The sequence below is a fragment of the Candidatus Nitrosomarinus catalina genome (assembly GCF_002156965.1).
Lineage (GTDB): Archaea > Thermoproteota > Nitrososphaeria > Nitrososphaerales > Nitrosopumilaceae > Nitrosopumilus > Nitrosopumilus catalinensis.
Window position 1 is genome coordinate 1,333,293 of record NZ_CP021324.1, and the last position, 26,784, is coordinate 1,360,076.

Annotated in this window: 28 protein-coding genes and 1 tRNA gene; 13 read left to right on the plus strand and 16 right to left on the minus strand. The window is 30.4% G+C overall.

Annotated features, from left to right (window positions below; genetic code table 11):
- Positions 1 to 78 precede the first annotated feature (78 nt).
- The 3 genes from NMSP_RS08105 to NMSP_RS08115 form a co-directional block, all read right to left on the minus strand.
- The gene (locus NMSP_RS08105) at positions 79 to 756 is read right to left on the minus strand and encodes a hypothetical protein (RefSeq protein WP_086908263.1); all 678 of its coding nucleotides are present in this window, start codon (positions 754 to 756) and stop codon (positions 79 to 81) included.
- A gap of 52 nt (positions 757 to 808) precedes the next feature.
- Complete coding sequence (glnA, locus tag NMSP_RS08110) at positions 809 to 2,254, minus strand: type I glutamate--ammonia ligase (RefSeq protein WP_086908264.1); 1,446 nt, start codon at positions 2,252 to 2,254, stop codon at positions 809 to 811.
- A gap of 87 nt (positions 2,255 to 2,341) precedes the next feature.
- Positions 2,342 to 3,688, minus strand: coding sequence for a KamA family radical SAM protein (locus NMSP_RS08115; RefSeq protein ID WP_086908446.1), 1,347 nt, complete (start codon positions 3,686 to 3,688; stop codon positions 2,342 to 2,344).
- 143 nt (positions 3,689 to 3,831) lie between these two features.
- On the opposite strand from NMSP_RS08115, the gene NMSP_RS08120 reads away from it, so the two are divergent.
- Genes NMSP_RS08120 through rnz form a run of 4 tightly spaced genes read left to right on the plus strand, consistent with a single transcriptional unit; the run spans position 3,832 to position 8,334 of the window.
- Positions 3,832 to 5,565: a mechanosensitive ion channel family protein gene (locus tag NMSP_RS08120; RefSeq protein WP_086908265.1), complete on the plus strand. Its 1,734-nt coding sequence runs from the start codon at positions 3,832 to 3,834 to the stop codon at positions 5,563 to 5,565.
- Positions 5,566 to 5,612: 47 nt separating this feature from the next.
- Positions 5,613 to 6,491, plus strand: coding sequence for a ribose-phosphate diphosphokinase (locus NMSP_RS08125; protein WP_086908266.1), 879 nt, complete (start codon positions 5,613 to 5,615; stop codon positions 6,489 to 6,491).
- Positions 6,491 to 7,438 carry a TRM11 family SAM-dependent methyltransferase gene (locus NMSP_RS08130; protein WP_086908267.1) on the plus strand — a complete coding sequence of 316 codons (948 nt, stop codon included), beginning with the start codon at positions 6,491 to 6,493 and terminating at the stop codon, positions 7,436 to 7,438. The genes NMSP_RS08125 and NMSP_RS08130 overlap by 1 nt, the downstream gene beginning before the upstream one ends.
- Positions 7,435 to 8,334: a ribonuclease Z gene (gene rnz, locus NMSP_RS08135; RefSeq protein WP_086908268.1), complete on the plus strand. Its 900-nt coding sequence runs from the start codon at positions 7,435 to 7,437 to the stop codon at positions 8,332 to 8,334. Before NMSP_RS08130 ends, rnz begins: the two co-directional genes overlap by 4 nt.
- On the opposite strand, the gene NMSP_RS08140 is transcribed toward rnz, so the two are convergent.
- The 3 genes from NMSP_RS08140 to NMSP_RS08150 form a co-directional block, all read right to left on the minus strand.
- Positions 8,327 to 8,791, minus strand: coding sequence for a hypothetical protein (locus NMSP_RS08140; protein WP_086908269.1), 465 nt, complete (start codon positions 8,789 to 8,791; stop codon positions 8,327 to 8,329). The genes rnz and NMSP_RS08140 overlap by 8 nt on opposite strands.
- An 84-nt stretch (positions 8,792 to 8,875) precedes the next feature.
- Complete coding sequence (locus NMSP_RS08145) at positions 8,876 to 9,271, minus strand: RNA-binding domain-containing protein (protein WP_086908270.1); 396 nt, start codon at positions 9,269 to 9,271, stop codon at positions 8,876 to 8,878.
- The gene (locus NMSP_RS08150) at positions 9,268 to 9,819 is read right to left on the minus strand and encodes an AAA family ATPase (RefSeq protein ID WP_086908271.1); all 552 of its coding nucleotides are present in this window, start codon (positions 9,817 to 9,819) and stop codon (positions 9,268 to 9,270) included. Before NMSP_RS08150 ends, NMSP_RS08145 begins: the two co-directional genes overlap by 4 nt.
- A gap of 101 nt (positions 9,820 to 9,920) precedes the next feature.
- Here NMSP_RS08150 and cca point away from each other — a divergent pair, with 101 nt between their 5' ends.
- Entirely contained in the window at positions 9,921 to 11,252 is a 1,332-nt protein-coding gene (gene cca / locus NMSP_RS08155; RefSeq protein ID WP_086908272.1) for a CCA tRNA nucleotidyltransferase, read from the plus strand.
- A complete protein-coding gene (locus tag NMSP_RS08160) occupies positions 11,227 to 11,988 on the plus strand; it encodes an RIO1 family regulatory kinase/ATPase domain-containing protein (protein ID WP_086908273.1) in 762 nt (253 codons plus the stop codon). Before cca ends, NMSP_RS08160 begins: the two co-directional genes overlap by 26 nt.
- Here NMSP_RS08160 and NMSP_RS08165 read toward each other — a convergent pair.
- Positions 11,989 to 12,062, minus strand: a tRNA-Pro gene (locus NMSP_RS08165).
- A gap of 56 nt (positions 12,063 to 12,118) precedes the next feature.
- Here NMSP_RS08165 and NMSP_RS08170 point away from each other — a divergent pair.
- Positions 12,119 to 12,328: a hypothetical protein gene (locus NMSP_RS08170; RefSeq protein ID WP_086908274.1), complete on the plus strand. Its 210-nt coding sequence runs from the start codon at positions 12,119 to 12,121 to the stop codon at positions 12,326 to 12,328.
- 1 nt (position 12,329) lies between these two features.
- On the opposite strand, the gene NMSP_RS08175 is transcribed toward NMSP_RS08170, so the two are convergent.
- A complete protein-coding gene (locus tag NMSP_RS08175; protein WP_086908275.1) occupies positions 12,330 to 13,478 on the minus strand; it encodes an NAD(P)/FAD-dependent oxidoreductase in 1,149 nt (382 codons plus the stop codon).
- Complete coding sequence (locus NMSP_RS08180) at positions 13,479 to 14,219, minus strand: SDR family oxidoreductase (protein ID WP_086908276.1); 741 nt, start codon at positions 14,217 to 14,219, stop codon at positions 13,479 to 13,481.
- Between the two features lie 123 nt (positions 14,220 to 14,342).
- Here NMSP_RS08180 and NMSP_RS08185 point away from each other — a divergent pair, with 123 nt between their 5' ends.
- Positions 14,343 to 14,561: an AN1-type zinc finger domain-containing protein gene (locus NMSP_RS08185; RefSeq protein ID WP_086908277.1), complete on the plus strand. Its 219-nt coding sequence runs from the start codon at positions 14,343 to 14,345 to the stop codon at positions 14,559 to 14,561.
- Between the two features lie 5 nt (positions 14,562 to 14,566).
- Here NMSP_RS08185 and NMSP_RS08190 read toward each other — a convergent pair whose 3' ends face one another.
- Entirely contained in the window at positions 14,567 to 14,851 is a 285-nt protein-coding gene (locus NMSP_RS08190) for a hypothetical protein (RefSeq protein ID WP_086908278.1), read from the minus strand.
- Between the two features lie 31 nt (positions 14,852 to 14,882).
- On the minus strand, positions 14,883 to 15,440 hold the full coding sequence (locus NMSP_RS08195; protein WP_086908279.1) for a DNA replication complex subunit Gins51: 558 nt from the start codon (positions 15,438 to 15,440) through the stop codon (positions 14,883 to 14,885).
- Positions 15,441 to 15,493: 53 nt separating this feature from the next.
- Here NMSP_RS08195 and glnA (NMSP_RS08200) point away from each other — a divergent pair, with 53 nt between their 5' ends.
- On the plus strand, positions 15,494 to 16,954 hold the full coding sequence (glnA, locus tag NMSP_RS08200) for a type I glutamate--ammonia ligase (protein ID WP_086908280.1): 1,461 nt from the start codon (positions 15,494 to 15,496) through the stop codon (positions 16,952 to 16,954).
- Here the strand turns inward: glnA (NMSP_RS08200) and NMSP_RS08205 are convergent.
- Both NMSP_RS08205 and thsB read right to left on the minus strand, forming a co-directional pair.
- On the minus strand, positions 16,951 to 17,229 hold the full coding sequence (locus NMSP_RS08205) for a hypothetical protein (protein ID WP_086908281.1): 279 nt from the start codon (positions 17,227 to 17,229) through the stop codon (positions 16,951 to 16,953). The two genes, glnA (NMSP_RS08200) and NMSP_RS08205, sit on opposite strands and share 4 nt — an antisense overlap.
- A 61-nt stretch (positions 17,230 to 17,290) precedes the next feature.
- Positions 17,291 to 19,000 (minus strand): thermosome subunit beta, encoded by a 1,710-nt coding sequence (gene thsB, locus NMSP_RS08210; protein ID WP_086908282.1) that lies wholly within the window; start codon positions 18,998 to 19,000, stop codon positions 17,291 to 17,293.
- Between the two features lie 104 nt (positions 19,001 to 19,104).
- Between thsB and NMSP_RS08215 the strand changes: the two genes are divergently transcribed.
- On the plus strand, positions 19,105 to 20,427 hold the full coding sequence (locus NMSP_RS08215; protein WP_086908283.1) for a serine hydroxymethyltransferase: 1,323 nt from the start codon (positions 19,105 to 19,107) through the stop codon (positions 20,425 to 20,427).
- 2 nt (positions 20,428 to 20,429) lie between these two features.
- Here the strand turns inward: NMSP_RS08215 and NMSP_RS08220 are convergent, their stop codons facing one another.
- Both NMSP_RS08220 and NMSP_RS08225 read right to left on the minus strand, forming a co-directional pair.
- Positions 20,430 to 23,807, minus strand: a complete 3,378-nt coding sequence (locus tag NMSP_RS08220) for a DNA polymerase II large subunit (RefSeq protein ID WP_086908284.1) — start codon at positions 23,805 to 23,807, stop codon at positions 20,430 to 20,432.
- Positions 23,808 to 23,819: 12 nt separating this feature from the next.
- Positions 23,820 to 24,569 carry a phosphoglycerol geranylgeranyltransferase gene (locus tag NMSP_RS08225; protein WP_086908285.1) on the minus strand — a complete coding sequence of 250 codons (750 nt, stop codon included), beginning with the start codon at positions 24,567 to 24,569 and terminating at the stop codon, positions 23,820 to 23,822.
- A gap of 65 nt (positions 24,570 to 24,634) precedes the next feature.
- Here NMSP_RS08225 and NMSP_RS08230 point away from each other — a divergent pair, with 65 nt between their 5' ends.
- The 3 genes from NMSP_RS08230 (at position 24,635) to NMSP_RS08240 (ending at position 26,043) form a co-directional block, all read left to right on the plus strand.
- On the plus strand, positions 24,635 to 24,997 hold the full coding sequence (locus NMSP_RS08230) for a hypothetical protein (protein WP_086908447.1): 363 nt from the start codon (positions 24,635 to 24,637) through the stop codon (positions 24,995 to 24,997).
- A 147-nt stretch (positions 24,998 to 25,144) separates the two neighbouring features.
- Entirely contained in the window at positions 25,145 to 25,747 is a 603-nt protein-coding gene (locus NMSP_RS08235) for a winged helix DNA-binding protein (RefSeq protein WP_086908286.1), read from the plus strand.
- A 134-nt stretch (positions 25,748 to 25,881) separates the two neighbouring features.
- Entirely contained in the window at positions 25,882 to 26,043 is a 162-nt protein-coding gene (locus NMSP_RS08240) for an AbrB/MazE/SpoVT family DNA-binding domain-containing protein (RefSeq protein ID WP_086908287.1), read from the plus strand.
- 4 nt (positions 26,044 to 26,047) lie between these two features.
- On the opposite strand, the gene NMSP_RS08245 is transcribed toward NMSP_RS08240, so the two are convergent.
- Positions 26,048 to 26,437 (minus strand): hypothetical protein, encoded by a 390-nt coding sequence (locus tag NMSP_RS08245; protein ID WP_086908288.1) that lies wholly within the window; start codon positions 26,435 to 26,437, stop codon positions 26,048 to 26,050.
- Positions 26,438 to 26,784 lie beyond the last annotated feature (347 nt).

Genomic DNA, 26,784 nt, shown 5'->3' on the forward strand with positions numbered 1-26,784 from the left:
ATCATTTTCCTATACTTGTAGTTTATTACATTAGAGAATATCAATGATTTGGAAATTCTTTTAAAAATACTCGTAGAGTTAATTTTTTCTTGTTTTTAACAAGGCAATAATTGCTATTATGATGCCAATAATTGTAATTGGCAATACTACAACATATGCTCCATCTATTTCATCCTGTTTGTTATCATTAGAAACTTCTAAATTTTTAATGGTGTTTTCTAATAAAGTAATTCTTTGTTCAAGTTTTGAATTATCATCAATTACTTCAGTTAAAGCCAAATCAGCAGATTGAGGAAATTCAATGTATGATCTTTCTGCAATTGGTGGTGGATGCATGGATAAATTAACAGGTGTCTCCAATATTTTTCCAATTAGATTTGCCTGAAAATATCCTGATACAGTAGGAGTAATGAAGGCATAATATTTTCCGGGAACATCATGATCTGCTACAAAAGGCAGAGTAATAGTTTGAGTATTATCATATACAAATTGAATTTTTAATAATTTTCTTAATCCTTCAATACCATTTTTAAATTCTTGAGAATTTGCACATTCTAGTAAAATTGGAATATCAGGACATGCTTCTAACGGACTAACATACAATTCAAGTCCATTGGTCTCACCTGATATAACGGGTTCATTCATCCAACCAATTTCTACACGATATTCTCCAACTGCATCTACTGTATGTCCATAGGCAATTCCAGCAAAACTGGGAATAAACAATAATGAAAGTAAAAGATATTTGTAATTCATAATAAAAAATTAAAATCTAATTTTAAAAATGTTATTTTTGAGATTTGTACCACTAAGCATCTGCATACATAGAAACTTCCCAAGCAGTAGGAGTTTGTGCAAATGCAGTATATTCCTTATATTTTAATTCAGAATAAGTTTCAAGGAAGTCTTTTGTAAAAACTTCCTCTAAAAAGTTAGAATCACTACTTAGAGCATCTAGTGAACCTTTTAGTGATACAGGTAATGAACCAATATTATATTCTCTCTTCTTTTCTGAAGAAAGTTTGTAAACATTTTCTTCAATAGGATCTCCAGGATCAATTTTATTTTTTATTCCATCAAGACCTGCTAAGAGTAATGCAGCTTCTAATAGATAGATATTTGCAGTAGGATCAGGTACACGATATTCAATTCTTTTACTTTTTTCTTGATTTCTATTATACATTGGAATTCTTATTGCTGTTGAACGATTTGCCAATCCCCAACAAACATTGACTGGTGCCTCAAATCCAGGAACAAGTCTTTTGTAAGAATTAGTTGTAGGATTTGAAATAGCGCATAGTGCTGATGCATGACTAAGTATTCCACCAACATAATATCTACCAGTTTGACTCATTTGAGCAACTTCATCATCATGATCATACATGACATTAGTATTATTTTTCCATAAACTTTGATGTGTGTGCATAGCTGATGCATTATCACCAAAAATTGGTTTTGGCATAAAAGTTGCAACTTTATTTTTTCTTTTAGCTTTGACTTTAACTAAATTTTTAACTGCAATTACATTATCAGCCATTCCAATCATTTCATCATAAACTAAATTAATTTCACATTGGCCTGAAGTTGCAACTTCATGATGTTCTGCTTCAATTTTTATTCCAAAATAATTATACAAATCATCACATACATCTTTTCTAAATCCTTCAAGTGTGTCCTTTGGTTGTGATGGATAATATCCTTCTTTGATATCTATAGCAGTACTGACATTTCCTTTAGCCCACGGTGATTCTTTAGATTCAATTGAATAACCTGAACCACCACCTGAATGGGTTGCAGCATATGGTGATGGATAAACATTAATTGAATCAAAAACAAAAAATTCAATTTCGGGGCCCCAATTCGTGTGAGTAAATCCAAATTCTCCAAGTTTTTCTGCTGACTTGTGTGCAATTCCTCTAGAATCTCTATTGTATCTATCTTTTTTGTTTGTACTCCCATCATAAAGATCACAAAAGATCCTTGCATTTTTTCTATGTCCTGGATCATAGTCATTTGGTAAAATTTTAAATGAATTTGGATCAGGCATTAAAATCATATCAGAATTATTAACAGATTTGAATCCAACAATTGAACTAGCATCTAGTTTTTCAAGACCATTTACAAAACTAGTTTCATCAATTGCATAACTAGGCATTCCAACATTATGAAGTTCACCAAAAATATCTACAAACCAAAAATCGATGAAAGAGATTTTTTCATCTTCAATAGTTTGTAGTACCTGTTTAGAATCCAATTACTAAATCTTAGAAATTATTTTACTAATGTTATCTAGTAAGATAGAATTGGCAATAAAGTCAGGTAATTTTTAGGGTAAAAACTCTCAATTGAGTTTATTTTTTTGGATTTCAATCATTCCTTCTTCAAAGAAGAATTTTTCATCAGATATGGGTTTTAAATCATCTAACCATATTGCATTTTCATCATATTTTGCAAAAAATGGCACATCCACCCAATCAGGATTTCGGCCTTGTATGAACCTCAAGACAATTACTTTTTGATCATTTACATTTGTAGTTCCCATAACATGGACTTTTCCGGGTGTTGCAGACATACTTGGTCCACGAACAGTTCTAGCTATTCCACTAACCGAAGAATATGCTTTTTTAAAAATTTCATGCGCTTTAATTAAAGAAATTCCAAAGTAATGTTGAGCACCTGTATCTCTAACTACAAACATGTAGTATGGAATACAACCTAATTCAACTTGTTTTGTCCACATTTTTGCCCACATTTCTGCATCATCATTGATATGTGTTAAAAGAGGAGATTGAGTTCTAATTTGAGCACCTGTTTTTCTAACTTCTTTAATTGCATCTTTTACAGCTGGTGTAGATAGTTCATTTAGATGGTTGAAATGAGCCATAAATGCAAGATGCAAACCACTTTCAGTGATTTTCTTAAAAACTTGTAACATTTCTTGGGAATCTGAATCTGTCAAAAACTTGTAAGGCCAATATGCAAGTGCCTTTGTTCCGATTCTAATAGTTTTAAGATTAGGAAGATTTGCATCAATTATTGCATCAATATATTTTGAAAAGATTTTTGCTTTCATGATCATTGGATCACCTCCTGTAAATAATACATCTGTAATTTCAGGGTGTTCTCTAACATATTGAACCAGTTGTTCACCTTCTTGCATTGCAAATTTCATTTCATCCATTCCAACAAATTGTGGCCATCTAAAGCAAAAGCTACAATATGCATGACAGGTTTGACTTTGACTTGGGAAAAACAAACAAGTTTCTTTGTATTTATGTTGCATTCCGTATAATTTTGTACCATCATTTAGTGTTGGAACATTAAGTTCCATTTGGCCTGCAGGATGTGGATTTAATTGTAATCTAATTTCATTTGCAATCTTAGTTATTTCTTTTTTATCAGCATTATTTTTTAATGCATCAGCCATCATATCATAATGTTCAGGTTTTAACATTCCTTTTTGTGGAAATGTTAAAACAAAAATAGGATCATTTGGAATATTATTCCAATCAATTAATTGTTCAACGACATAATTATTTGCTTTAAATGGCAATACATTTCCTACAACCTCCATCTCAAATTGTTTTTCTTCAGAAAGTTGTTGAATTTGTGGAAGTTGACGAAAATTTGATAACGTATATGATTTCATAGATGGGGTTTCGTTCCAAATTGATTTTTGATAGGTCATTTTAAGACTAGTACTGAAACCCTTGTTAAAGGTTACATCAATTATAGGCACAAAATAATGAGTAATAATTGGTAATTTTTCAATATAATCCTGATCGCTTAACATTTTATTCTAGAAAATAGAACAAATTAAGAAGATAAATTATGAGCGAAGGCGATATTTCACAAATTTCTGTTGGCGAATTTGAAACTGTTTCACAATTATTGGCATCATCAGAATCACTTCAATTAGCATTTCTCATCATGATAATTGGAATAATTGCAATAGCTGCTGCTTATAGAAAATTTTCCTCATTAATTAAATCAAAAAAAATTTTTTACACTAGACCACATTTGTCAAAATTTGTGCAAAATGCAGTATTACCATTTTTTGCAATCGCATTAATTTCATCAACAAATGCATATATTCAAACTTCAGAATTATTTGAAAATGATTCTAATTCATTAACAATGGAATTAACTCCAGAAGAAACTTTTGCAAAAATTCTCAACACTTTTAATATTTTAGTTATAGGCTATACCATTTCTCATTTAATTCCCATTATGCTTACAAAACGAGATAAATCAATTCTTGAAAAAGAAGATTTTGGTATGTGGTATGATATGCAAGGTTTTGTTGACGATAATGATCTTTTTCATAAATTATACAAATGGGTTCCACCAACAATTACGCCAGAAGATTTTACTGATGAAGAATTTAAAAAATTATGTAAAACAAAAGAAGGAATTAATCAATTAGAACAACATCGTAATTCAAAGGGAAATCCTATTGGGAGTTATGAAAAATTAGTCAGCAATCCATTTGAAAAATGGAAAGAATCTGAAAGAGCAAAATATTTGAAATATTTTAACAATTGCGTTACTGGAAATAATCAATCAGGAAGAAAATTAAAACCAGGAGCAAAACCAGATGAAATATTTCCAATAGACATATGGAGAGAAGAGAAGAGAATCAATGGTTTTGAGCCATTAATTCCTAGTAATAGACCAGCTGGATATGCACGAAAGAAAAGAGAAGGTATTCCTAAATCTTTTAAACAAATTTTACCAGTAGGAATTTTTGTTGCAACAATTTTAGGAATTGTATCATGGTGGGGAGTAGATTTGTTTGTATTAGCAACAGCAACAGGTGGACTTGCAATTGGTATAGGTTTAGCTCTACAAGAAACAATGCAAAATTATTTTGCCTATTTGATGATTAGAAAAGACAATATTTTCAAAGAAGGAGAAAGAATTCAATTAGAATCAGGGTATAACGGAATTGTTCATAAAATAACACCTAGAGTTACATATGTTAGAGATGCATTACATGAATCAGTAGCAATAATTCCTACTAGACAGTTGGTGACAGCACAAATAATCAACTATACAAAAGAAAACAAACTTGTCCCAGCACTAGTTACAGTAGGTGTTTCATATCTCAATGATCCAAAACAGGTAGCAGCAATTTTAGTTAAAATTGGAAAACGTGGCATGGTTGAAATTAAAGATGCTAAAGGAAGACACCTAGTTCGACAAAATAGATGTCCAAACTTGGATGAAAATAAATCAAGTTGTGGTTGTGATAAGGATTTACATGTAGATATTTCTCAACCAGTTGTACGATTTAATCAATTCAATGATTCTGCTTTGGATTTTTCAATGTGGTTGTACGTAAAGGATTACGGTTCACAATTTAAGACAAAAACAGATCTAAGAATGATAATGTATGAAGAATTCAAAAGATACGATATTAGAATTCCATGGCCAATTAGAACTGTCTATCAAGGAGATGAAAAGAGAGAGCAAATAGAAATTGACGAAAAAGATGAATTTAGAAATAAAGTAATTGATGAATATGGATTAGGTGATTTAGGTCGTGGAGAAGGCGACGAATAAGAAAAATTTCTCAAAACTTAAGAATCCCTTCAAATCATATTTTCTTATTGAGTCAAATATCAATTATTTCAGGAAAAACTTCAGAAGATTTAGCAAAGAAAATTGCTAAAAAAATAAAGGCAAATCTGGTTAAATCAGAAATTAGAATTTTTCCTGATGGAGAAAGTAAAATTACTTTAATTGGAACAATTTCAAAGAAGAGATCAATTGTAATACAATCAATTTTTCCACCAGTAGATACCAATTTGGTTCATATATTATCGCTAATCACAAAAGCAAAAGAAAATTCAGCCCAAGTGGATGTTGTTATTCCATATATGGGGTATGCTAGACAAGATAGAGAATTTTTACCAGGTGAAATTGTAACAATGAAAGTACTTGCAAAATTATTCAAAGGAGCAGGAGCATCAAAAATAATTGCAATAGATATTCACAGTTTGATTGGATTGAAATATTTTAGTATCAAAACAGAAAATGTGACTGCAATTCCGGACCTTGTTAAATATTTTAAAAAATTGAGCCTAAAAAATCCATTAATTGTATCACCGGATCAAGGTGGTAAAAAGAGAGCAAAAGAATTTGCAAAGGAATTGGATTCCGATTACATAGCATTAGAGAAAATAAGAGACAGAAAAACGGGTAAAGTAAAAATCAAGACAAAGAATTTGTCTGAAGTTGAAAATAGAGATTTAATTTTAGTGGATGATATGATTAGTACTGGAGGCAGTATAATCAAAGCTACACAATTTCTTAAGAAACAAAAATCTAAAAGGATCTATGTTGCATGTACACATGCATTATTAATGAATAATGCAGAAAAGAAAATTAGAAAAGCTGGAGTAACAAGTATTATTAGTACAAATACAATTCCAGGTAAAACATCAAAAGTAGATATTTCGAATACTATTGCAAAGGCAATAATGTAATGCCAGAAAGTTTTTTCATTGTATCAAAAGAATATTTAGAACTTGCAATAGATGAAATTACTACAATAACAAAAATGTTTGATCGATTTGCTAAAATAAAAATTATCTCAAATTTAATAATTATTCAATCAAAAACCAATTGGAAAAAAATTTCTGAACGTGCTACATTTGTTAAAACATCTGGACAAATATTAAGAAAAATGTCAGGACTTTTTTTAGATGAAGAAAATTTCCAGGTATTAAAAAATACACAAAGTTTCGTATGTAGAGTAATTAATTTATCATCAAATCAATTAGATGTATTAGAATTAGAAAAATCCATGGGAGACATGATATCAAAATTTACTCAAGCAAAAGTGAATTTAAAAAATCCTGAAATTACAGTATATTTAATTTTCACAAACACAGAAAATTTTTTTGGTTTTTCAGAAAAAAATGAAAATAAAAAACGACCTAAAAAATCCAAAAAATATCCTCATGAACTAGATTGGAAATTAACAAGAGTAATGATAAATTTAACTGGATTGAAAAAAGGTCAAACTGTGTGTGATCCATTTTGTGGTACAGGCACAACATTACTTGAATCTGAGTCTATGGGCATTAAGGCTATAGGAATTGATTTTGATGAAAAAATGTGTAATTTGACAAGAGAAAATCTTGAATTAAATAATTATAATTCAAAAGTTTTGAAATCTGATTTTCAAGAATTAGTGAAAATTTCAGATAATTTTGATGCAATTGTAACTGATTTACCTTACGGAAAATCTTCAAAAACTTCAGAAAAACCAGAAGAAATTTTAAAAAGATTTATCTCAATTGTGCCTAAACATAAAAAAATTGCAGTGATGTTCAAAAAAGAATTAGATCCTAAAATGAAAATAAAAGGATTGAAAAAATATCAGATCTATAGGCATAAAAGTCTCACAAGAACTATTTTGATTAAATGAAACTAGTTTTTTTAGGGACATCAGCTGCACAGCCAACAGAAAGAAGAGGATTATCCTGCATATGTTTAGAAAAAGAAGGTGAAATTCTAATGTTTGATGCAGGTGAATCTGCACAAATTGCGTATATGAAATCAGGTTTGGGTTGGAATAAAAAAATGAAATTATTTGTTACACATTTGCATGGAGATCATTGTGTAGGAATTTTAGGATTATTACAAACAATGTCAATGCAAAATAGAACTGAGTCGTTAGAAATTTTTGGTCCTAAAGGAATTGATGAATTTCTTGCAGCAAACATTAAGGTATTAAATTTTGGATTACCGTTTTCTATTTTAATTAATATTATTAATGAAGGAAAAATATTTGAAAATAAAAAATACATGATTCACACAGCAAAAGCTAATCATTCAATTACTGCATTTTCATATTTATTTGAAGAAAAAGATAAGCCAGGTCGATTTAATGTTCAGAAAGCAAAAGAATTAGGCATACCTGAAGGTGAATTATGGAATAAATTACAAAATGGGGAGGAGATAACAAATAATGAAACAACAATAAAACCAGAACAAGTCCTAGGTGAAAAGCGTCCAGGTAAAAAAATAGGGATATCAGGAGATACAATGCCTACAAAAAAATTAGAAGAATTTTTTTATCAATGTGATTATTTAGTTTTTGATTCTACATTTATTGAAGAAGAAAAACAAAGAGCTTTAGATACTTGCCATTCAACTGCAAAACAAGCTGCAGAATTAGGTAAAAATGCAGAAGTAAAAAATCTAATTTTAACACATTTTTCTGCAAGATATAAAGATGAATTACAACATAAAATGGAAGCAGAAAAAATTCATAATTCAGTAATTACAGCAAAAGATCTTTTAGAAGTAGAAATTAATTAATTTGAAATAAATTTTTAAACAAACTAAAAGGATCAAATCCAGATACTTCATTTACTAAAACTTCTGTGGATGATTCTAAATTTACATTTTCTACTAATTTGTCTCCAGTATCAGTAATTCCTTCAGAAATTTTTTCATTTACATTTTCTACTAATTTGTCTCCAGTATCAGTAATTCCTTCAGAAATTTTTTCATTTACATTTTCTACTAATTTGTCTCCAGTATCAGTAATTCCTTCATACACACTATCACTAACACTTTGAATTGTTTTATCTATTGAAGAATCTAATCTATTTTCAGCAGAATCAGTTACTTTAGCATTTAATGAAGTAATATCATCTTTTAAAGAATCAGCTAATAATGCAGAAGTATTAGGAAATAATGAAGTAATTTCTGTTGAAAATATCATTCCACCTAGAACTATAACAGATACAATTATTCCTAATTTTATCAACATTTCATTATAATCCTAAAAAATTGATTTTAAATTCAAACTAAAAAAAATAATCAAAAATGGGTTGATTTTCTTAACTAATTTTATTTAATCAAACACAATCCAATCAATAATTCTATCAATATTTGAAGATGTCAAAGTGACTTTAATTGGTCCCAATGGAGATTCATCAAATTCCTCACAAATTGCAATTTGCTCAACAAATGCAGCTTGTTTATTAAGATAAAACCAAGTAGTATCATTTTCTAAATTGTCTTCTAAAGAACGCAAAAAATTTTTTTGTAACTTATTATTATGAATAAAGTGATAGATTTTTTCAAATGATCTTAATTCTTTAGAAATTGCATTGATTGTGAATTCATTGTTTTTAATAACTGAATATGGAAAAATACTAGAAATTGTTTGTTCAACTTTTTCTATAGATTCAGATGGATTTACTGTACAAAACATTTCTATTTTGCAACTAAGATTAGGAGTATTCATTCAACCCATCTTTGAATTATGTCATAAGATTTTTTTATCAATTCATCTTTAGTTAAACCAATATTTGATATTGCAAAATCAGATAGTGCAATAGAATTACTAACACCAACACCTAACTCACGATCATCTCTTTCATTGAAATGTTCTTTCGTTTGTGGATCATCAGAACGTCCTCTTTTTTGTAAGAAATTAAATCTAGTGTCAGTTGAAGCATGAATTGCTAATAATTTTACAGTTCCCAATTTTCTAAGTACTTGTATTTCATCATTAGATCTAACTCCATCAATTAACAATACATTTGCATTAGAAGATTCTATAATTGGTTTGGCAAGTTCAGCTATTGCACCAGCTCCATTATTCTCTCTTAATTCTAACATTAATTTTCCAAGATTCTCTCTGGTTGGATCTAAATTCCTTTTTTTTGCCTCTTCTCTTACAGCATTTCCCAAGTTAATTATTTCATAACCTTTAGGTTTCAAACCTTCAGCAATTGTAGATTTACCAGCACCAGGCATGCCTGTTAAACATACAAGTAATTTATTCAACATATATCAAAAAAAATACTCGTCTATGAAGTTAACTATTAGATAATATGTAAAAATAATGAAATTAATATAAAATCAAATAAAAAATAATCAGTGATAAAATAATGAAACAAATTATTTCTAAAATTTCAAAAACAACAATTCCATCTAAAATAATTCAAAAATCAAAAAAAGAGATTGCAGATAAGGTATACAAATTAGTTGAAAAAGAGATTCAAAAATATTCTGAAGTAGTAGAATTAGAATTTGGAGGTTCATACGCTAAAGATACATGGTTATCAAAAAATGCAGATATTGATATTTTTATTAAATTTAAAAAAAATATTTCTGAGGAGAAATTAGAAAATATTTCTAAGAAAATAGGTTTTGAATCATTAAAAAAATATTCTCCATATGTTAGATATTCTCAACATCCTTATGTTGAGGCAAAAATTAAGGATACAAAAATAAACATAGTACCATGTTATGATGTTAAAATTGGTGAATGGAAAAGTGCTGCAGATAGGTCACCATTTCATACTAAATTTATGAAAAAATCATTAACAATAAAAATGAGAAATGAAGTTAGAATTTTAAAGACATTTTTAAAATCAAATAAAATTTATGGTGCGGAAATTGCAAAACAAGGTTTCAGTGGATATATTTCCGAAGTTTTAATTTTACAATATGGAAGTTTTGAAAATTTAATAAAATCAATAATAAAAATCAAGGAAAAACAAATCATTGGAAAAACATCAAAATCATTTGATACAGCAATAGTTGTGATTGATCCAATTGATAGTAATAGAAATTTAGCTGCTGCAATTTCAAATGAAAATATTGGAAAATTTATTCTTAGTTGTAGGGCATTTAAAAACAAACCAAGTTTAGAATTTTTTAAAAATAAAAAATCAAAAATATCAAATAAATTTTGGAATAATTTACTAATTGTAAAATTTGAATTTAAAATTAGAAGTCCGGATATTATTTGGGGACAAATTAAAAGAGCAACATCAACATTGTCCACACAATTAGAATTAGGTGGATTTACTGTAGTTAGAAGTAAAGCACATACAGATGAACAAAGAGACGCATATCTGATATTCTTTTTAGAATCTACAATTATTAGCGAAATATATCAAAAAAAAGGCCCAGAATTTTTTAGAAATGATGGCTCACATAGTTTCATTTCTAAAAATCTTAAAGATAGTGAATTAGTATGGATTGGAAATGATGGAAAAATAATTTCATTAGAAAAAAGAAAACATGTCAATGCAGAAAAATTTATGAAAGAATTTTTGGAAAAAAATCTCAATGTAGGCATACCAAAAGGTCTTCATAGTGATTTTAAGCGAGGTTGTAAGGTATTTTTAGGAAATAAGACTCTTAGTAAATCAATTAAAGAGGAAATATCTGAAGTGATTTCAGTAGATGGCACACTCCTTCATTTCAATTAAAAAATTTTCAGAAGAACCTTATTCAAAAATTTTAGGATATCCTAGCGCTACTAATCGTCAAATTAAAGCAAGAATTAAAGAATTAGAAAAATTAAAAATTAAATCAATTTGTTTAACAGGTCCAACTTTAATTGGAAGTTTAGAAATTTTAGGCAAAGGTTACGTTGGTGTTGTTGTACTTGTCAAAAGAGGAAATAAAGAAGTTGCATTAAAAATTAGAAGAACAGATTCTCAAAGACAAAATATGAAAAATGAATCAATTTTATTAAAATTGGTTAATTCAGTTAATGTAGGTCCCAAAATAATTGATGCTAGTAAAAATTTTTTAGTTATGGAATATGTTGAAGGGGATAAATTTAGTGATTGGATTGAAATGTTAAAAGGAGTAGGTAGTGTAAAAAAATTAAAAACTACAATAAAAAATATTTTAGAAGATTGTTTTAGACTAGATCAAATTGAATTTGATCATGGAGAATTGAGCAATATTTCAAAACATGTGATTGTTGGAAAAAATAAAGCAACTTTGATTGATTTTGAAAGCTCTAGTACAAAAAGAAGACCTTCTAATGTTACATCAATTACTCAAGCATTTTTCATTGGTTCAGGTATCGCAAAGCAAACTCAAAAAATTTACAAAAATTCCTCTAAAGAGAAAATTATTCTTGCGTTAAAAAAGTATAAACAAGAAAAAACACGAGAAAACTTTGAAAATTTGCTTAAAATTTTAAAATTATAATGGGATCAGCAGGATTTGAACCTGCGACCACTAGCCCCCCAGGCTAGTATCATACCAAGCTAGACTACGATCCCTAAATTCACAGGCACAAAATGAAATTATTAAATCGTCCTATCTAGAATTAACAATAGTGAAAATTTGTAATATTTGTCATAAAATTTCAGCTACAGATAAAGATCATACAGATTGTGTTCAAAAAAGAAGTATCGAGATAGAAGATCAGAATTTTAAAAACAGTATAGCTGAAAAATTGAATATATCAAAAAATGATCAAGATTTAGGTGTTGAAGTTAAAGCAATTCTTGAACATCTAACTAAAGAAAAAGAAAAAGATGATTAATTCATAACCACTTTGACAGTCTTTCTTTTTCAAAATTTATTTTTTTAGAAAGATTTTCAGATGTTGATTCTGTTAATTTTGTTGATGGTTTTTGATTTGTAAACATATCAACTTCAATTATTGATGCAGTCTCTCTACCAGATTCTAAGAAGCATCCTCCTTTACCATCAAATAAAAGTGATTTTTCATTTAATTCAATTTTTGAAATAATATTTTTTGCTACTGTAATTCCTTCACCTTCTGCAAAAATTCCAGCTTTAGGAACTGAAATTAAATCAGTAACTGCCAAACTTGTAACATCACCAATAGCAAAAATATTTTCAAATGGTGTTTTACAATCTCTATCAATTGGAATAAAACCAGGTTCTGATGCCAAATTTGAATTATAAATTACTGATGGAGCAATATGTGGTGGTATTGCTAATAGAATATCAAAATCATATTCATTATTTTCAAAAATTAGTTTTTTTGGTTTTACTTCTTTAATTTTTTCTGAATTATGAAAATTAATTTTTTCTGAATTTATTAAATCAAGAATTTGTTTACTGACTTCTGGTCCAGCTGCAGGTAGTGTTATTGGTGCAGGACTAAAAAAATCAATTTGTACAGAATTTCTTATTCCTCTCTTTCTAAGCATGGAATCTACCAGTAAACTAGCCTCAAAAGGTGCAGGAGGACATTTGTAAGGCATTCCCATTATGACGATAGCAATTTTTCCTGATTGTATTTTATTTAATTTATCATTAATTTGACTTAATTGATTATGATCATACAAGTTAAATCCATTAGCTTCTAAACCAGGAATTTTTTCTGGTGCTAAAACTGCACCCATTGATATTATTAGAAAATCAAACGAAATATTTTCTGATTTTGTTTTTACAAAATTATTTTTTGTATTAATTTCAATAATTTCATCTTTAATAAAATTAATTTGTTTTTTTGGTAATTCATTTAATGAACCAATTGAATTTTCAAAAGTTCTGCTTCCATTCATGATCCATAATTTTGCATAACCAACCATAAACCAGTCTTTTTTATCTATAATCGTAATATTGACTTTTGATGAATCTAATGAATTTCTTATTTCATTAGCAGAAGAAAGACCTCCAAACCCTCCGCCTAAAATTACTACGTGGGGGATTTTTGACAATTATTTTTCTTGAGTTGTGGGTCTAATCAAAACTTCGTTGACATTAACATGAGGTGGAGAATCTACAGCATACAAAATTGCATTTGCAATATCTTGTGCTTGTAAAGTTTCCATTTTTTTTCCGTTTTCTACAAATTGTTGAAGAGATTCGTCTGTTATTGTATCAGTTAATTCAGTTGCTACTATTCCAGGTTCAATACTTGTTACTCTAATGTTAGAACGAACACTAAATTCTTGTCTTAATCCTTCGGTGAATGCAGCAACAGCAAATTTTGTTGCACAGTAAACACTGCCAGCTGGAAATACAACTCTACCAGCAACAGATGAAAGATTAACTATATGGCCAGATTTTTTTTCTTTCATATGAGAAATTACTGAGCCTGTACAATACAATACACCTTTGATATTCACATCAACCATTCTATCCCATTCATCAACTTTGAGATTTTTGAAAAAACTTAATGGCATCAAACCAGCATTATTTACTAAAATATCAATTGAACCCCATTTATCCAAAACAGCTTTAGCAAAATTATCACATTCCTCACGTTTTGTTACATCTAATTTTTGAAAGTGAACTTCTCCACCTTCAGCAATAATTTTTTTAGATAATTCTTCTAATCGATCAACTCTTCTAGCACCAATTGCAACTTTAACACCTGCTTTTGCAAGTGTCATAGCAGTAGCTTCACCAATTCCACTACTTGCTCCAGTAATAATTGCAACTTTTCCATTAATCATTTGTAATCAATAGATTTTTTTTTATCAATACTAAAAATGTTTAGAAAATTTTGTGGTTAATCTTTTAAAATAAGCAGAAAAAATTCTCACAAGTTTTTTAAAAGAAAAAATTCATAGTAAATTATGATTTCTGAAAATTGTGCATATTGTGGAGATATGACAGATATGCCATTTCATTGTAGTTATTGTAAAGATCCATTTTGTTCTGAACATAGACTGCCAGAAGAACATAGATGTGTTAAATTAAGACAAATACGTTCAGAAAGATTTGGACAAAGAAAAGTAATTCGAGATGGAAATAAAGGAAAAGGAAGTATTTTCAAAAGGTTTTTTGGGAAATAATTGAATTAGTAAGGACTTTTTTCAGGAGAAATTTTTGCCCGTCTACCTTGATAAACTAAAGCAATTGCTAAAGCAAACATAACCATTGCAGTTAATGGAAAATTTTGTGGTGCTGGTAAGATAAACCAATAGTAAATACCAAAGCCAGTAGATACAATTGCTTGAGTCCAGAGTTTAATCCATTTGGGAATTTTGAATAATCTACTAATTATTTCAACAATAAAAATTCCAATTACCGGATAAATTGTATAAAATAGAAAATCAATTACATCTACACCAGTATGGGACATATCTTATCTAAATAATAGGTATAATTTTTACCTAATCTTCCCATCTAACTTTAGTTGCAATATTTTTAGCAATTAAAGCCTGAGCGTTCTCATATGGAATTGTAGCAATATCCTCAACTTTGAATGGACCATATTTTTCAAGATCTGCACCAACAATTTCATCAACATTTTCAAGAAATCTAACAACAATTTTTTTAATTTTATGATTTTCAGCCAAAGATTCAAGAAATTTTGATTTTCCATTAATTGTTGCAGAAAGAATCATTTCTGTTCTTTCATTTTGTTCATCTTGAGAATCTATAATGAATTTCTCTTCATCTAACAGATAACCAACATCATAGTCGTTAGAGCTAGAAATTTTTTCTAATCTAATGTGTATTAGTAACGATGTTAATTCTGTAGCCATTTCAATCATTGTTTCTTTAATTTTATTTTCTACGCCTTCAAATTCTTGCTTTCTTAAGTTTCCAATAAAATCTGATAAATTTCTATAGAAATTAGGTTTAATTTCTAATAAAGAATCATTTTCAGTTTCTCGTAAAACGGTATTATGTAATGAATTAATATCAATATGATCTGATTCGGACATTTCTACCTAATCCTTAAATGCTGGTTGTATTTGTGTTTGATTGAAGTATAAAATTGCCATATAAAGTCAGTCACGGAAAAGCTATGCAAATTACGTATTCACCTGACGAAGTATTCTCAAGAATTCAACATGAGGGAATTCAGTTTATTGATTTACAATTTACGGGTTTAACTGGTCATTTTCATCATACTACAATTTCAGCAAATACTTTCACACCAGAACAAATGAGAGATGGTTTACCAAAATTAGATGGTTCATCAATCGTTGGATTCACAACTATTGATGATTCAGATTTATTGCTAAAACCAGATCCAAGTACATTTGCAATAATTCCTTGGATGACTGAAAATAAAACAGCTAGACTCCTTTGTGATGTTTATTGGGGAGAAAATAGAGGAAGACTATCTAGAGATCCTAGAGGTATTGCTCAAAAAGCTGAAGAATATATCAAAACTCAAGGATTTGATTTTAGTACATGGGGCCCAGAAGTAGAATTTTTTGTTTTTGATAAAGTTCATTGGGATGTTTTAACACCTTACAAAGGACAATCATATTCAATTGAATCAAAAGAAGCTCCATGGAGCAATGACGGTGATGGATATCCAATGGGATTACAAGAAGGATACTATCCTACAACACCATCAGATACTTTAACACCTTACAGAAATGAATGTGTAAATATTTTAAGTAAAAATTTTGGAATTTTATGTGATAATCACCATCACGAGGTAGCAACAGCAGGACAATGTGAAATTGATATTATGTATGATCATATGACAAATGCTGCAGATGCTGCACAATCATACAAATATGTAATTAAAAATGTGGCACAAAAATATGGTAAAGTTGCAACATGTATGCCTAAACCAATAGCAATGGATGCAGGTTCAGGAATGCATGTTAATGTTAGTTTATGGAAAGGAAAGGAAAATGCATTTTACGATCCTGATGACGATATCGAATTAAGTCAAACTGGTAGATATTTTTGTGGTGGAATAATTAATCACGCAAAAGCATTATCTGCAATATGTAATCCAACTACAAATTCATATCACAGATTAGTTCCAGGATATGAAGCTCCTGCATATATTGCATGGAGTGCAGGAAATCGTTCAGCTATAGTAAGAGTTCCAAAACATTTGAAAGGAAAACAACATTCAAAATTAAAGAGACTAGAATTTAGAGCACCTGATCCATCATCTAATCCATATCTTGTATTTGCTGCAGTAACAGCAGCAGGAATGGATGGAATTAAAAAGAAAATGGATCCAGGAGAACAAGTCCAGGATGATATATTCAAAATGACAAAATCAGATAGAGCAAAACGTGGAATTGGAGTTCTTCCAAAAAGCTTAGGTGAAGCATTAGATGAATTGGAAAGTGATAGAAAATTCTTGAATCCAATTTATACAAATGATGTAATTGATAAAATTATTGAATTAGAAAGAAGGGATCAAAGAGAAATTGCAATTAGACCACATCCTCATGAATTTTATCTTTACTTTGATGTCTAAACTCTTCCAGTTAATTGAAAAATAAAATATAGTGAAATTCCAATTAAGACAAATCCACTTCCAAAAAATATTTCTCTTTTTGTTTCAGATGTTGTAGCTCTATACAGCAAAACTCCACCAGCTAGACCAAGAAATAAAACTAAAATTCCACTTATTACGGGTTCAAAACTTGTATCTGTAATTATTGGATAAAAAATTCCAGATAGTAATGCAAAAAATACAATTAGATAACCATACTTAAAACTCGATAGCATTTTTGATGAAGCATTAGTCATAATATTTCGTAAATTAATTATCAAATAAACTTTTGAAGTAAGAAAATTTTTCTAATGAATTTTACATCATTCCGCCCATATCAGGCATTCCACCCATTCCAGGTGGCATTCCACCCATTCCACCCATTCCAGGTGGCATTCCAGGTGGCATTCCTCCTTCTCCTCCACCGCCACCACCAGAACTTTGGGTAGCGATAACATCGTCGATTCTAAGAATCATACATGCTGCTTCAGCTGCTGCTGAAACGATTTGAAGTTTAACTGCTAATGGTTCAATAATGTCACTTGATTTCATATTTCCAATTTTACCTTTCATTACGTCGATTCCAGTCCATTTTTCTCCTTTTTGTTGTTTAGAGCGTAAAACTGTTAGAGTATCAATTGGATCCATTCCTGCATTTTCAGAAAGTGTTAATGGAATTGATTCTAAAGCATCTGCAAATTTTTCTGCAGCTAATTGTTCTCTTCCTTCTAATGATTTTGCCCAACTTCTGAGTTTTGTAGAAGCATATGTTTCAGGGGCACCGCCACCAGCAACAATTTGTGGTTTTAAAATTACATCTTTTACAACCATTAATGCATCATGAACAGAACGTTCAACTTCATCAACTACTCTTTGTGAACCGCCACGTAAAAGTAAAGTTACAGATTTTGGATGTTTACATCCTTCAACAAATACCCATTTATCTTCCTCAATTTTTCTTTCTTCTACAACTTCAGCACTACCTAAATCTTTTTCAAATAAATCATCTAAGTTTGTAACAATTCTAGCACCAGTTGCTTTTGCAAGTTTTGTAAGATCACTTTCTTTAATTCTTCTAACTGCAATTATTCCTGCTTTAGCTAAGTAATGTTGTGCCATATCATCTAGTCCTTTTTGACACAAAACAACATTTGCGCCAGAACCAATTACTTTGTCAACCATTGTTTTTAGCATTCTATTTTCTTCATCTAAAAATGATTTTAGTTGTTGAGGATTTGATATGTTAATTTTTGCATCAGTTTCAGTTTTACTAATTTCTAATGCAGTGTTAAGTAATGCAATTTTTGCGTCTGTAATTTTTCTAGGCATGCCTCCATGAACAACTTCTTTGTCTAATACAATTCCCTGAATAATCATTGAATTTTTAATGGAGCCTCCTGCTTTCTTTTCAACTTTGATATCATCAATATCAACATCATAAGTTTCTCCTTGTTTTTCAGAAACAGCAACTACAGATTTAACAATAATGTCTGCAAGTAAATCAGAATCTTTTCTAACTAATTTAGTTTGCATTGAGGTTTTTGCAATTTTGTTTAACATGTTTTTGTCAACTGGAGAAATTGAATCAGCTATTTCTTCAAGATATTCTTTTGATTTTCTAGCTGCTTTTTTGTATCCATCAACAATAATTGTTGGATGAACATCTTGATCAATTAATGATTCAGCGTGTTCTAATAATGCACCGGCTAAAACAACAGCTGAAGTTGTTCCATCGCCTACTTCATTATCAGTAGTTTTAGAAATCTCAACTAGCATTTTGGCTGCTGGATGTTGAACATCAATTTCTTTGAGAATTGTTGCACCATCATTTGTAATTGTAACGTCACCTAAGGAATCTACTAGCATTTTGTCCATTCCTCGTGGACCTAAACTGGTATGAACTATTTCAGCAACGATTTTTGCTGCTCCAATATTGTTTTTTTGAGCATCTTTACCTTTTGTTTCTGAACCGCCTTCTTTAAGCAGTACAACTGGCATATTTCCTTTTGAAGTTGCTTGCATACCCATAATTGGCAAAACTCCAGATTCCCCTTTTATACCTTCCAGATCAAGAATGGAGAAAAATGGATAGATATCGGTGTTTTTAAATTGGGAAAACCAATTTACAAAATATGGTCAAGTCTCAAAATAAAGAATCTTACAATAAAATATTTGCAAAATTAAAAGAGCATCATAAATGGTTTGAAAACTCAATTCCATTAATTGCTAGTGAAAATATTCCTAGTCCTGCTGTAAGAGAGGCAATTATTTCTGATTTTGGCAATAGATATGCAGAAGGTTGGCCTGGAGATAGAGTGTATGCTGGATGTATCTACATTGATGACGTAGAAGTAGAATGTATGAAATTAGCTAAAAAATTGTATAAAGCAAAATTTGCAGATGTGAGACCTATTTCTGGAGTCGTTGCAAATTTAGCAGTATATTCAGCTTATTCAAATCCAGGAGATGTAATGATTGCTCCATCTATTCCTGCTGGCGGACATATTTCACATGGTAAAAAAGAACATTCTGGTACTGCAGGACTTGTCCACGGTTTAGAAATTGAATTTTATCCATTTAATGCTGAAGATATGACAATTGATGTTGATAAAACTAAACAAAAAGTAAAAGAATTGAAAAAGAATAATCGTCTTCCAAAAATGGCAATGTTTGGTGGTTCATTATTTTTATTCCCACATCCGGTAAAGGAGTTATCAGATTTTCTTAAAACATATGATATTCACATCAATTATGATGCAGCTCATGTTGCAGGATTAATTGCTGGCGGAAAATTCCAGGATCCAATGCGTGAAGGTGCAGATACAATGACTATGAGTACTCATAAGACATTGTTTGGACCACAAGGAGGATTAGTTTTAGGTTCTGAAGAACATGAAGAGCCAATTAAGAAAGCAACTTTCCCAGGATTAACTAGTAGTCACCATATCAATAACATGGCAGGAAAAGCTGTTGCATTTGCTGAAGCATTAGAATTTGGTAAAGATTATGCAGCACAAGTAATTAAAAATGCCAAAATATTTGCTGAAGCACTAAATGATGCTGGATTCAAAGTATTAGGTGAAAGTAGAGGATATACACAATCACATCAAATTGCAGTTAATGTTTTAGATTATTCTGACGGCGGAAAAGTTGAAGCTGAATTAGAAAAAGCCAACATAATTGTCAACAGACAACTTATTCCTGGAGACATTAAGGCTGGAAGAAATTATTTCCATCCAGGAGGCATTAGATTGGGTGTCTCTGAAATAACAAGATTAGGAATGAAGGAAAATGAAATGAAAGAGATTGCCACATTCATTAAACAAATAATTATTGAGAAAAAGGATCCAAAGAAAGTTCTTCCAAAAGTAAAATCTTGGAGAAAAGATTATCAAAAAGTCAAATATTGTTTTGATAGTAAACTTGGTGCCTACGAATACGTCAAATTAAGATAATTTTACGCATAATCTGTAAGAAGTGATTGGTCACCTTGACTTTTACCAAAAACTAATTCAATCTCATCAGATAAAGCATGAATTCTTCCACGTTGATATTCCCCAACATCATATTTGTCAACTAATCTCTTTGCAAGTTTAAGATATTTTTCAACTGAACCTCTAGTGATTGTTGCAATTAATTTATGTCCACATACACAAGTTTGAATTAAAGGCATTCGACGATATGATTTTCCACATGCCGTACATCTAAAACTTTGTCGAGCATATGCCCTTAGATTTCCCATGATGTCTGGAACTAGATGTGTTGAAATTACATTTGAAACAAGTTCGGATGGGTTAACTACATTAATCAATTCAGCATTTCTAACTTGCATATCAAACTTATCAAGCATTGAACCTAAGGTCGAATATGCACTTCTTGATTTGGAAGTAGTTAGTGATGAAGTCAAATGAGTAAAATGGTAATCAAAGAATTGTCTTTTAGTATCTAATCTAGATTTGATAATTTCAACTGAAGTTACATCAGAAGCCTTACTTTGTTGAATTGTTGATTCAAAAAATTCTAGAGGAAAAATTTTTGTTACTTCAAGATTATGGGCTTGAGGTTGGGATTCATGTGGTAAAACTAGTGGTTGTACAAGTAATGGAGCATCCATTAAACCGCCTATTCTATCAGATAGAAATTGCCTAGAGAAATTTAACAAACTATCCATTAACAACATTATTGAATCGGCATCACCATCAGCATCACGTCTCTTTGCTGAATGCCAATTTGGTGTTCCAAAACAAACATGAGTGTCAGTATATCCAATAACTCTGCCTACAATTCCAACAGAAGTATGAGGTGCTAAACCAATTATTAGATGACCAATTAGTTCTTCAGGATTATTTACATTATAAAATGAAGATTTACCATAAAATTTTGTTAAAAGAGTATCAATGTATTTACAAGTTGAAACTAGATATTTTCCACTTTCCTCAGGAATTACAACATCTTGCATTCTAAGTTCTACAGTTTGATCAATATTTTCTAGTGGGTTTCCATCAATGTCATGAGAATATCCTAATTTCTTCAGTTTTTCAACAGAGGTTCCAATCCATGATGGTTTGAATTGAGTTAATGGGGAATTTGTTGCATCAAATCTAATTGTACCGTCTTTGAATGTTGTCAAACCTAAAGTTTGACGTACAAGTCCTTTTTCAAGAGGTTCTGCAATTTTATCCTCACTGATTAATTCTTTAAGACCTTTGAAAGGTTCTTTCGCACGAATACCCATCTTCTCTTGAGCTAAAAGTAATCGTGATTTTAGTGGAAATTCTTTATGAGAATGTGCAGGAGCTTTTCTTTTACATTTTTCACAGAATGGTTCTGTCAGCGTATCTCTACAACTATTACATCTGAAAGAAATTGATGTTTTTTCACCACAATTAGAACAATTAATCCCAATAGACGGTTCATTACATTGTTCACAATGTCTATTGTAGATATTTGCAAAAAAGTGCTCATTTCGTGATGCCTTAAGGAGATCTCTTGTGGGTCCACCTTTATCAGAAATTGGAAATAATGTGTGTGTAGGAGGCTTCATTTGTCGGGGAGCGGCCTTTTCAGGCCTTCCAATTCTAACTCCAATTGATGTTGAAAATTTATTATTAATTTTAATTTTTGATGAATTTGTTAAAATTTCAGGAATGGATAATTCACTGATTATTGGTTTTGATACAAATAATAAATTAAAGAAAATTTTTGCTTCATCATTTTCTAAAAGGATAGATTGATTTGCAATTTTATGTGGAGTTCCCAATTTTTCTAAAATATTTTTAATTTCAATTGGATACTCAATTTTGTTTTCATTGAAGTTTTTTGGATGTAAAAGTTCAAGTAATTCTTCTAAAGAAATCTTATCCCAATAATAGAGGTAATGTGGATGTAATGAAAACTTGTAATCAATTGAAATTTTTAATGCTTCGTCTACTGAGGGAAATTTAGTCAAAAACTGTTCTAGGTATTGATTTTTAGGCTCAGATATTGAAATTATTTGTTTTAGTTCTTCTATCCAAATTTCTTCAACATATCCTGAAGGAATTAGTTGAGCATTGTTTTCAAGAAAATCTCCAAATGTGATTAAGATATCTCCAAGGTGGAGAATTTTTTCAATTTTATTTTTAATTTCTATTCCATGTTTAACATCTCTAATTTTAACAACATCTCCATTAAGAAGACGGACTATTGGTGTTTCAATACTATCAACAAATGCTACAGTTGCACCTTTTCCAGGAAGATCACATTTGACCTGTGTTCCAACTGCTATAGTATGATCTAAGATTTCAGCAACAACAGGATGAAATCCTACTGCTGCAAACCCAGTATTACATGCTCTTCCATATCTAAGCCTAAATCCGCCTAATTTGTTAGGCATAGATAATACAGATCTTCCCGTAATTACTTCACGCATTCTTTTTGCTGCAGCATCTTCTTGATTATCACCTGTTTGAACTGCACCTTTAAGGTCACCAAGCCATTCCCAACCATCTAAATTGTACATTTCAATTCTTTTGAGTAATTTTTTTGATCTTCCAATTAAACCGTCATTAAGAACACGTAAAGCTCCTCCTCTAACCCTATCAGTTTGGATTCGAGTCATTCCTTTATGATTTACAACTTCATATGGATCAGTGTCTACTCCAGCTAATTCAACTGGAAGATTTGAAATTACATGCTCGATATCCTCATCCAAAATATGAAATTGAAAGCTGCTGGCTTCTCTTTCATAAATTCTCAACTCCTCAACAAACCTACCTGTTTCATCATCAAATGAATTTGCCTGAAATTTTGATAAACCAGCAATTTTTCTAACATGATCTGCAATTAACAAAGTAACTGCAGATTCAGTACCTCCTGCAGAACGCATAGGTCCCGCAATTGAAACTGAAAGATAATCTGTTCCGTCTTTATTTTTTTTAATTTTTACTTCACTAATTCCTTGTAGTGGAGCAATTGTCACACCTTCTGTAATTATTGCTAATCCTACGCGAACTGCAAGATCCAATTTTTCTTCTATAGAAGCATCTGGTAGTGAATATTTTCCTAAAGCAATGTCTTTTGCTAAAATTAATGCAGATAGCTCTTTTCCATTGATTTTTAAAATTTCTCTTAAGGGTTCAGCAATGTCAATTTCGTGCATTTTTGCAACTCGATCTGCTAGATCAAATGCAATTTTAGGCTCAATTATGCCTGAAGAATCAACTAAAGTTGATTTTGCTGCGGCGGCGTGCTCAAATATAGAATATGTTTCAGTTGAGAGATTTGAATAATAATCTAAGTAATAATCGGGCATTTCAATACCACGAATACGAGAAATTGCGTCATTTTCTGACATAATAGTATAGTATTATTTGCTACTTTGAATTGCTTTTGCTATTTCTTCTAATTTTGTAAGACTACCTCCTTTTTCAAGGAAAGTTCCAATAACTAAGGCATCTGCTCCTGCTTTAACAAGACTTTCAGCAGTTTCAACATCTTTGATACCGCCACCGACAATTAGAAATCCATTAAATGTATGTCTTACAGTTTTTACCATTTCTGGAGTTACACTAGATTTTGCACCTGAGCCTGCTTCTAAGTATACAAATCTCATTCCAAGAAATTGTGCTGCTAAAGAGTATGCTGCAGCAATTTTTGGTTTTTCAAATGGAATTCCTCTTGCAGAACCAACAAACCAAGCAGATGTACCATCTCCAATCACTAAATATGCAGTTGGAAGTGGTTCTAAACCAAATTTAGCTACACTTGGTGCAGCTAATGCTTGTGCCTGAGTAATGAAATAAGGATTTTCTGAGTTCATTAAAGAACTGAATAATATTGCATCAGCATCAGGTACGACACCTGTAACATTTCCAGGAAAGAGAATAATTGGAATCTGAATATTTTGTTTAATACCCTTAACAACTTGAGACATCTCAATTTGATCAGTAGCAGATGAGCCTCCAACCAGAATAGCAGAAGCTCCTATTTTTTCTACATCTTGAGCTAGTTTACTAGAAGCCTCCAAATTTGAAACCTCAGAATCAATTAAGACAAACAATAGTGCATTTTTCTTCTCTAATTCAGATTTTAGGAATGATTCTACTTTTCCAGCCATAGTTGTGGTTTGTATATGACACTTTAAAGTTTAATTGGAATACTGGTATACAGTATTGTATAGCTATGGCAGAGTCTAAAGAATCTAATTTTAACAACATTATTAGTAAAATAATCAAAAAATCACTGTTTACAGAGCGACAAATTGAAATTATTTTAAATCAAAAGGATCTTTTAGAATCAAGTTTTTCCATATCTAAAGGTGCGTATTATAGGCAAGTAGGCCAATCTAGAGAGAAATTAGTTGCATTATTCTATTCAATCATTCTTTTACGTGGTTTAGGCATACTATTACCTGATGATATTGATGTGATATCCAAACTTTCTGAACAGATTAGTGTGATTAATGATAGTGATATCTTTCCTGAGAGAGAAGATGAAGTGATTAGTGTGATAGAGAAGCTAATCAGGCAAGCGTCAAATATGTAATTGGTGTGATTAGTGTGATTAGTATATTCAATAGTCTGTTGTGATTACCTTTATTGAATTGTGATTGTTAGTGTGAGATTGTTAATCTAAAGTGTGAAATAATTTTGGTCAATCACAATAAATCACAACATAGGCATAGAAATTGTGATGTTAGTAGAGATTCCTGATCCTGAAGTGATTTTAGGTGTGATTTTAGCATTTTTGATAGGTTTGGGTGGCTTGTATTTATTCTTCAAAATACGTCCATTCATAAAATCTAGTAGTGATATTGATGATCCTACTCAAACTGAGCGTTTAGAGTACTATGAAAGACAGTTAATTGATATGAAAATACGCCTGGATGCATTAGAAATTCAAGGAATTGATGAAAAGCCTGTTGATCCTAACCTGGAATTGAAACAATTCATGCAAGGATTAGTAGAAAATCATGAATCACAAAAAGAAGTTGAAGTGATTAAAGAGCCCGAAATTATTGTTGAAAAGCCTGTTTCTGTGCCTAATATTCCATATATTGAACATGTGAGCCCAACAGATTATGTGTTGCATCTTATCACAAACAAAGCTATGACATCACGTGACATACAAATCACAACAAAGAAGAGTAGAGAACATACTTCCAGATTAATGAAGAAATTATTTGAAAGTGGGTTGGTTGAAAGAAACACAGAAACAAAACCATATACTTATTCAATAACTGAAAAAGGAAAATCTAAAGTTGAAGATATTGCATCTAATCCAACTGTTGTGTAGATAGTTCAACATATTATTTTTAGAGTAATTTTAGTGAAAATATAAAAAATAGTCAGAAAATCATCATATTTTTTAATTATTTATAATAATATTATAATATTAAATTATATATATTATTAAATTATAATCATATTATGTCAGTACAGGAAAACGAAGTGTTAGTGAAAATAACATCTGCAGGTACTATTTCAATCCCAAAACAGTTTCGAAAATTTATGGATGTGCAAAAAGGAGAATATGTGAAAATGATTCTTGGTAAAGATAGATTAATTGTTAGAAAAGTAACTATTGTTTGATCAATTATTGTTGTTTTGGAGTAATTTTGATAGATTGGTAGGTCCATTCTCTTCCGGTTCTGGCCCTTTCTACCCTACCTTTTGAAGCAAATCTTGACAAATATGTCGAAATTACACTAAGTTTTACTGGTTCGTTAAACTCATCTTCATATTTTTCAAGAATGTTTGTTGAAGTAAATTTGCCCATAGGGAAGAATTTATCTACAATATGTGAAATTTTTGAGCCTACAGAGTCCATTTTTACAGATTGATCTTCCTCTTCTTCAATATTCATCAAATCCATCATTTCAAATATTTTTAAGACTTTGTCCCTGGTAACGTTCCCTTCTAATTTAATATCATATCGTGCTCCATCTGCGTCTTCCATGTCTATTCGTATACGTTTTTTTGCCATCTTTGAGATCTAATAGATCTAATGTTAACGGTTGAAGTGATCTGATCAGTTTTGTTAACATTGTTGTTTGTTAACATTGACTGCCTAGGCCATGCCTAGCCTTTTTTTTGTTATTAACACATACTGTATAATTTAGCCCCCTTAGATATAGAATAATCATGCCTGGAGTGGAAATAGAGGGGTAATTTTGAGATATTAACAGTGTTAATGGGTTTCTTAACGCCTGGATTGGAAATATAGGGGTTAAAATGAGGTTTTTTTAGATTTTCTTCACATAAAATTAACAATGTGTTAACAGTTTTTTCTTTCAAATTAAAGACCTCACACACCAATATTTCCACTCTATC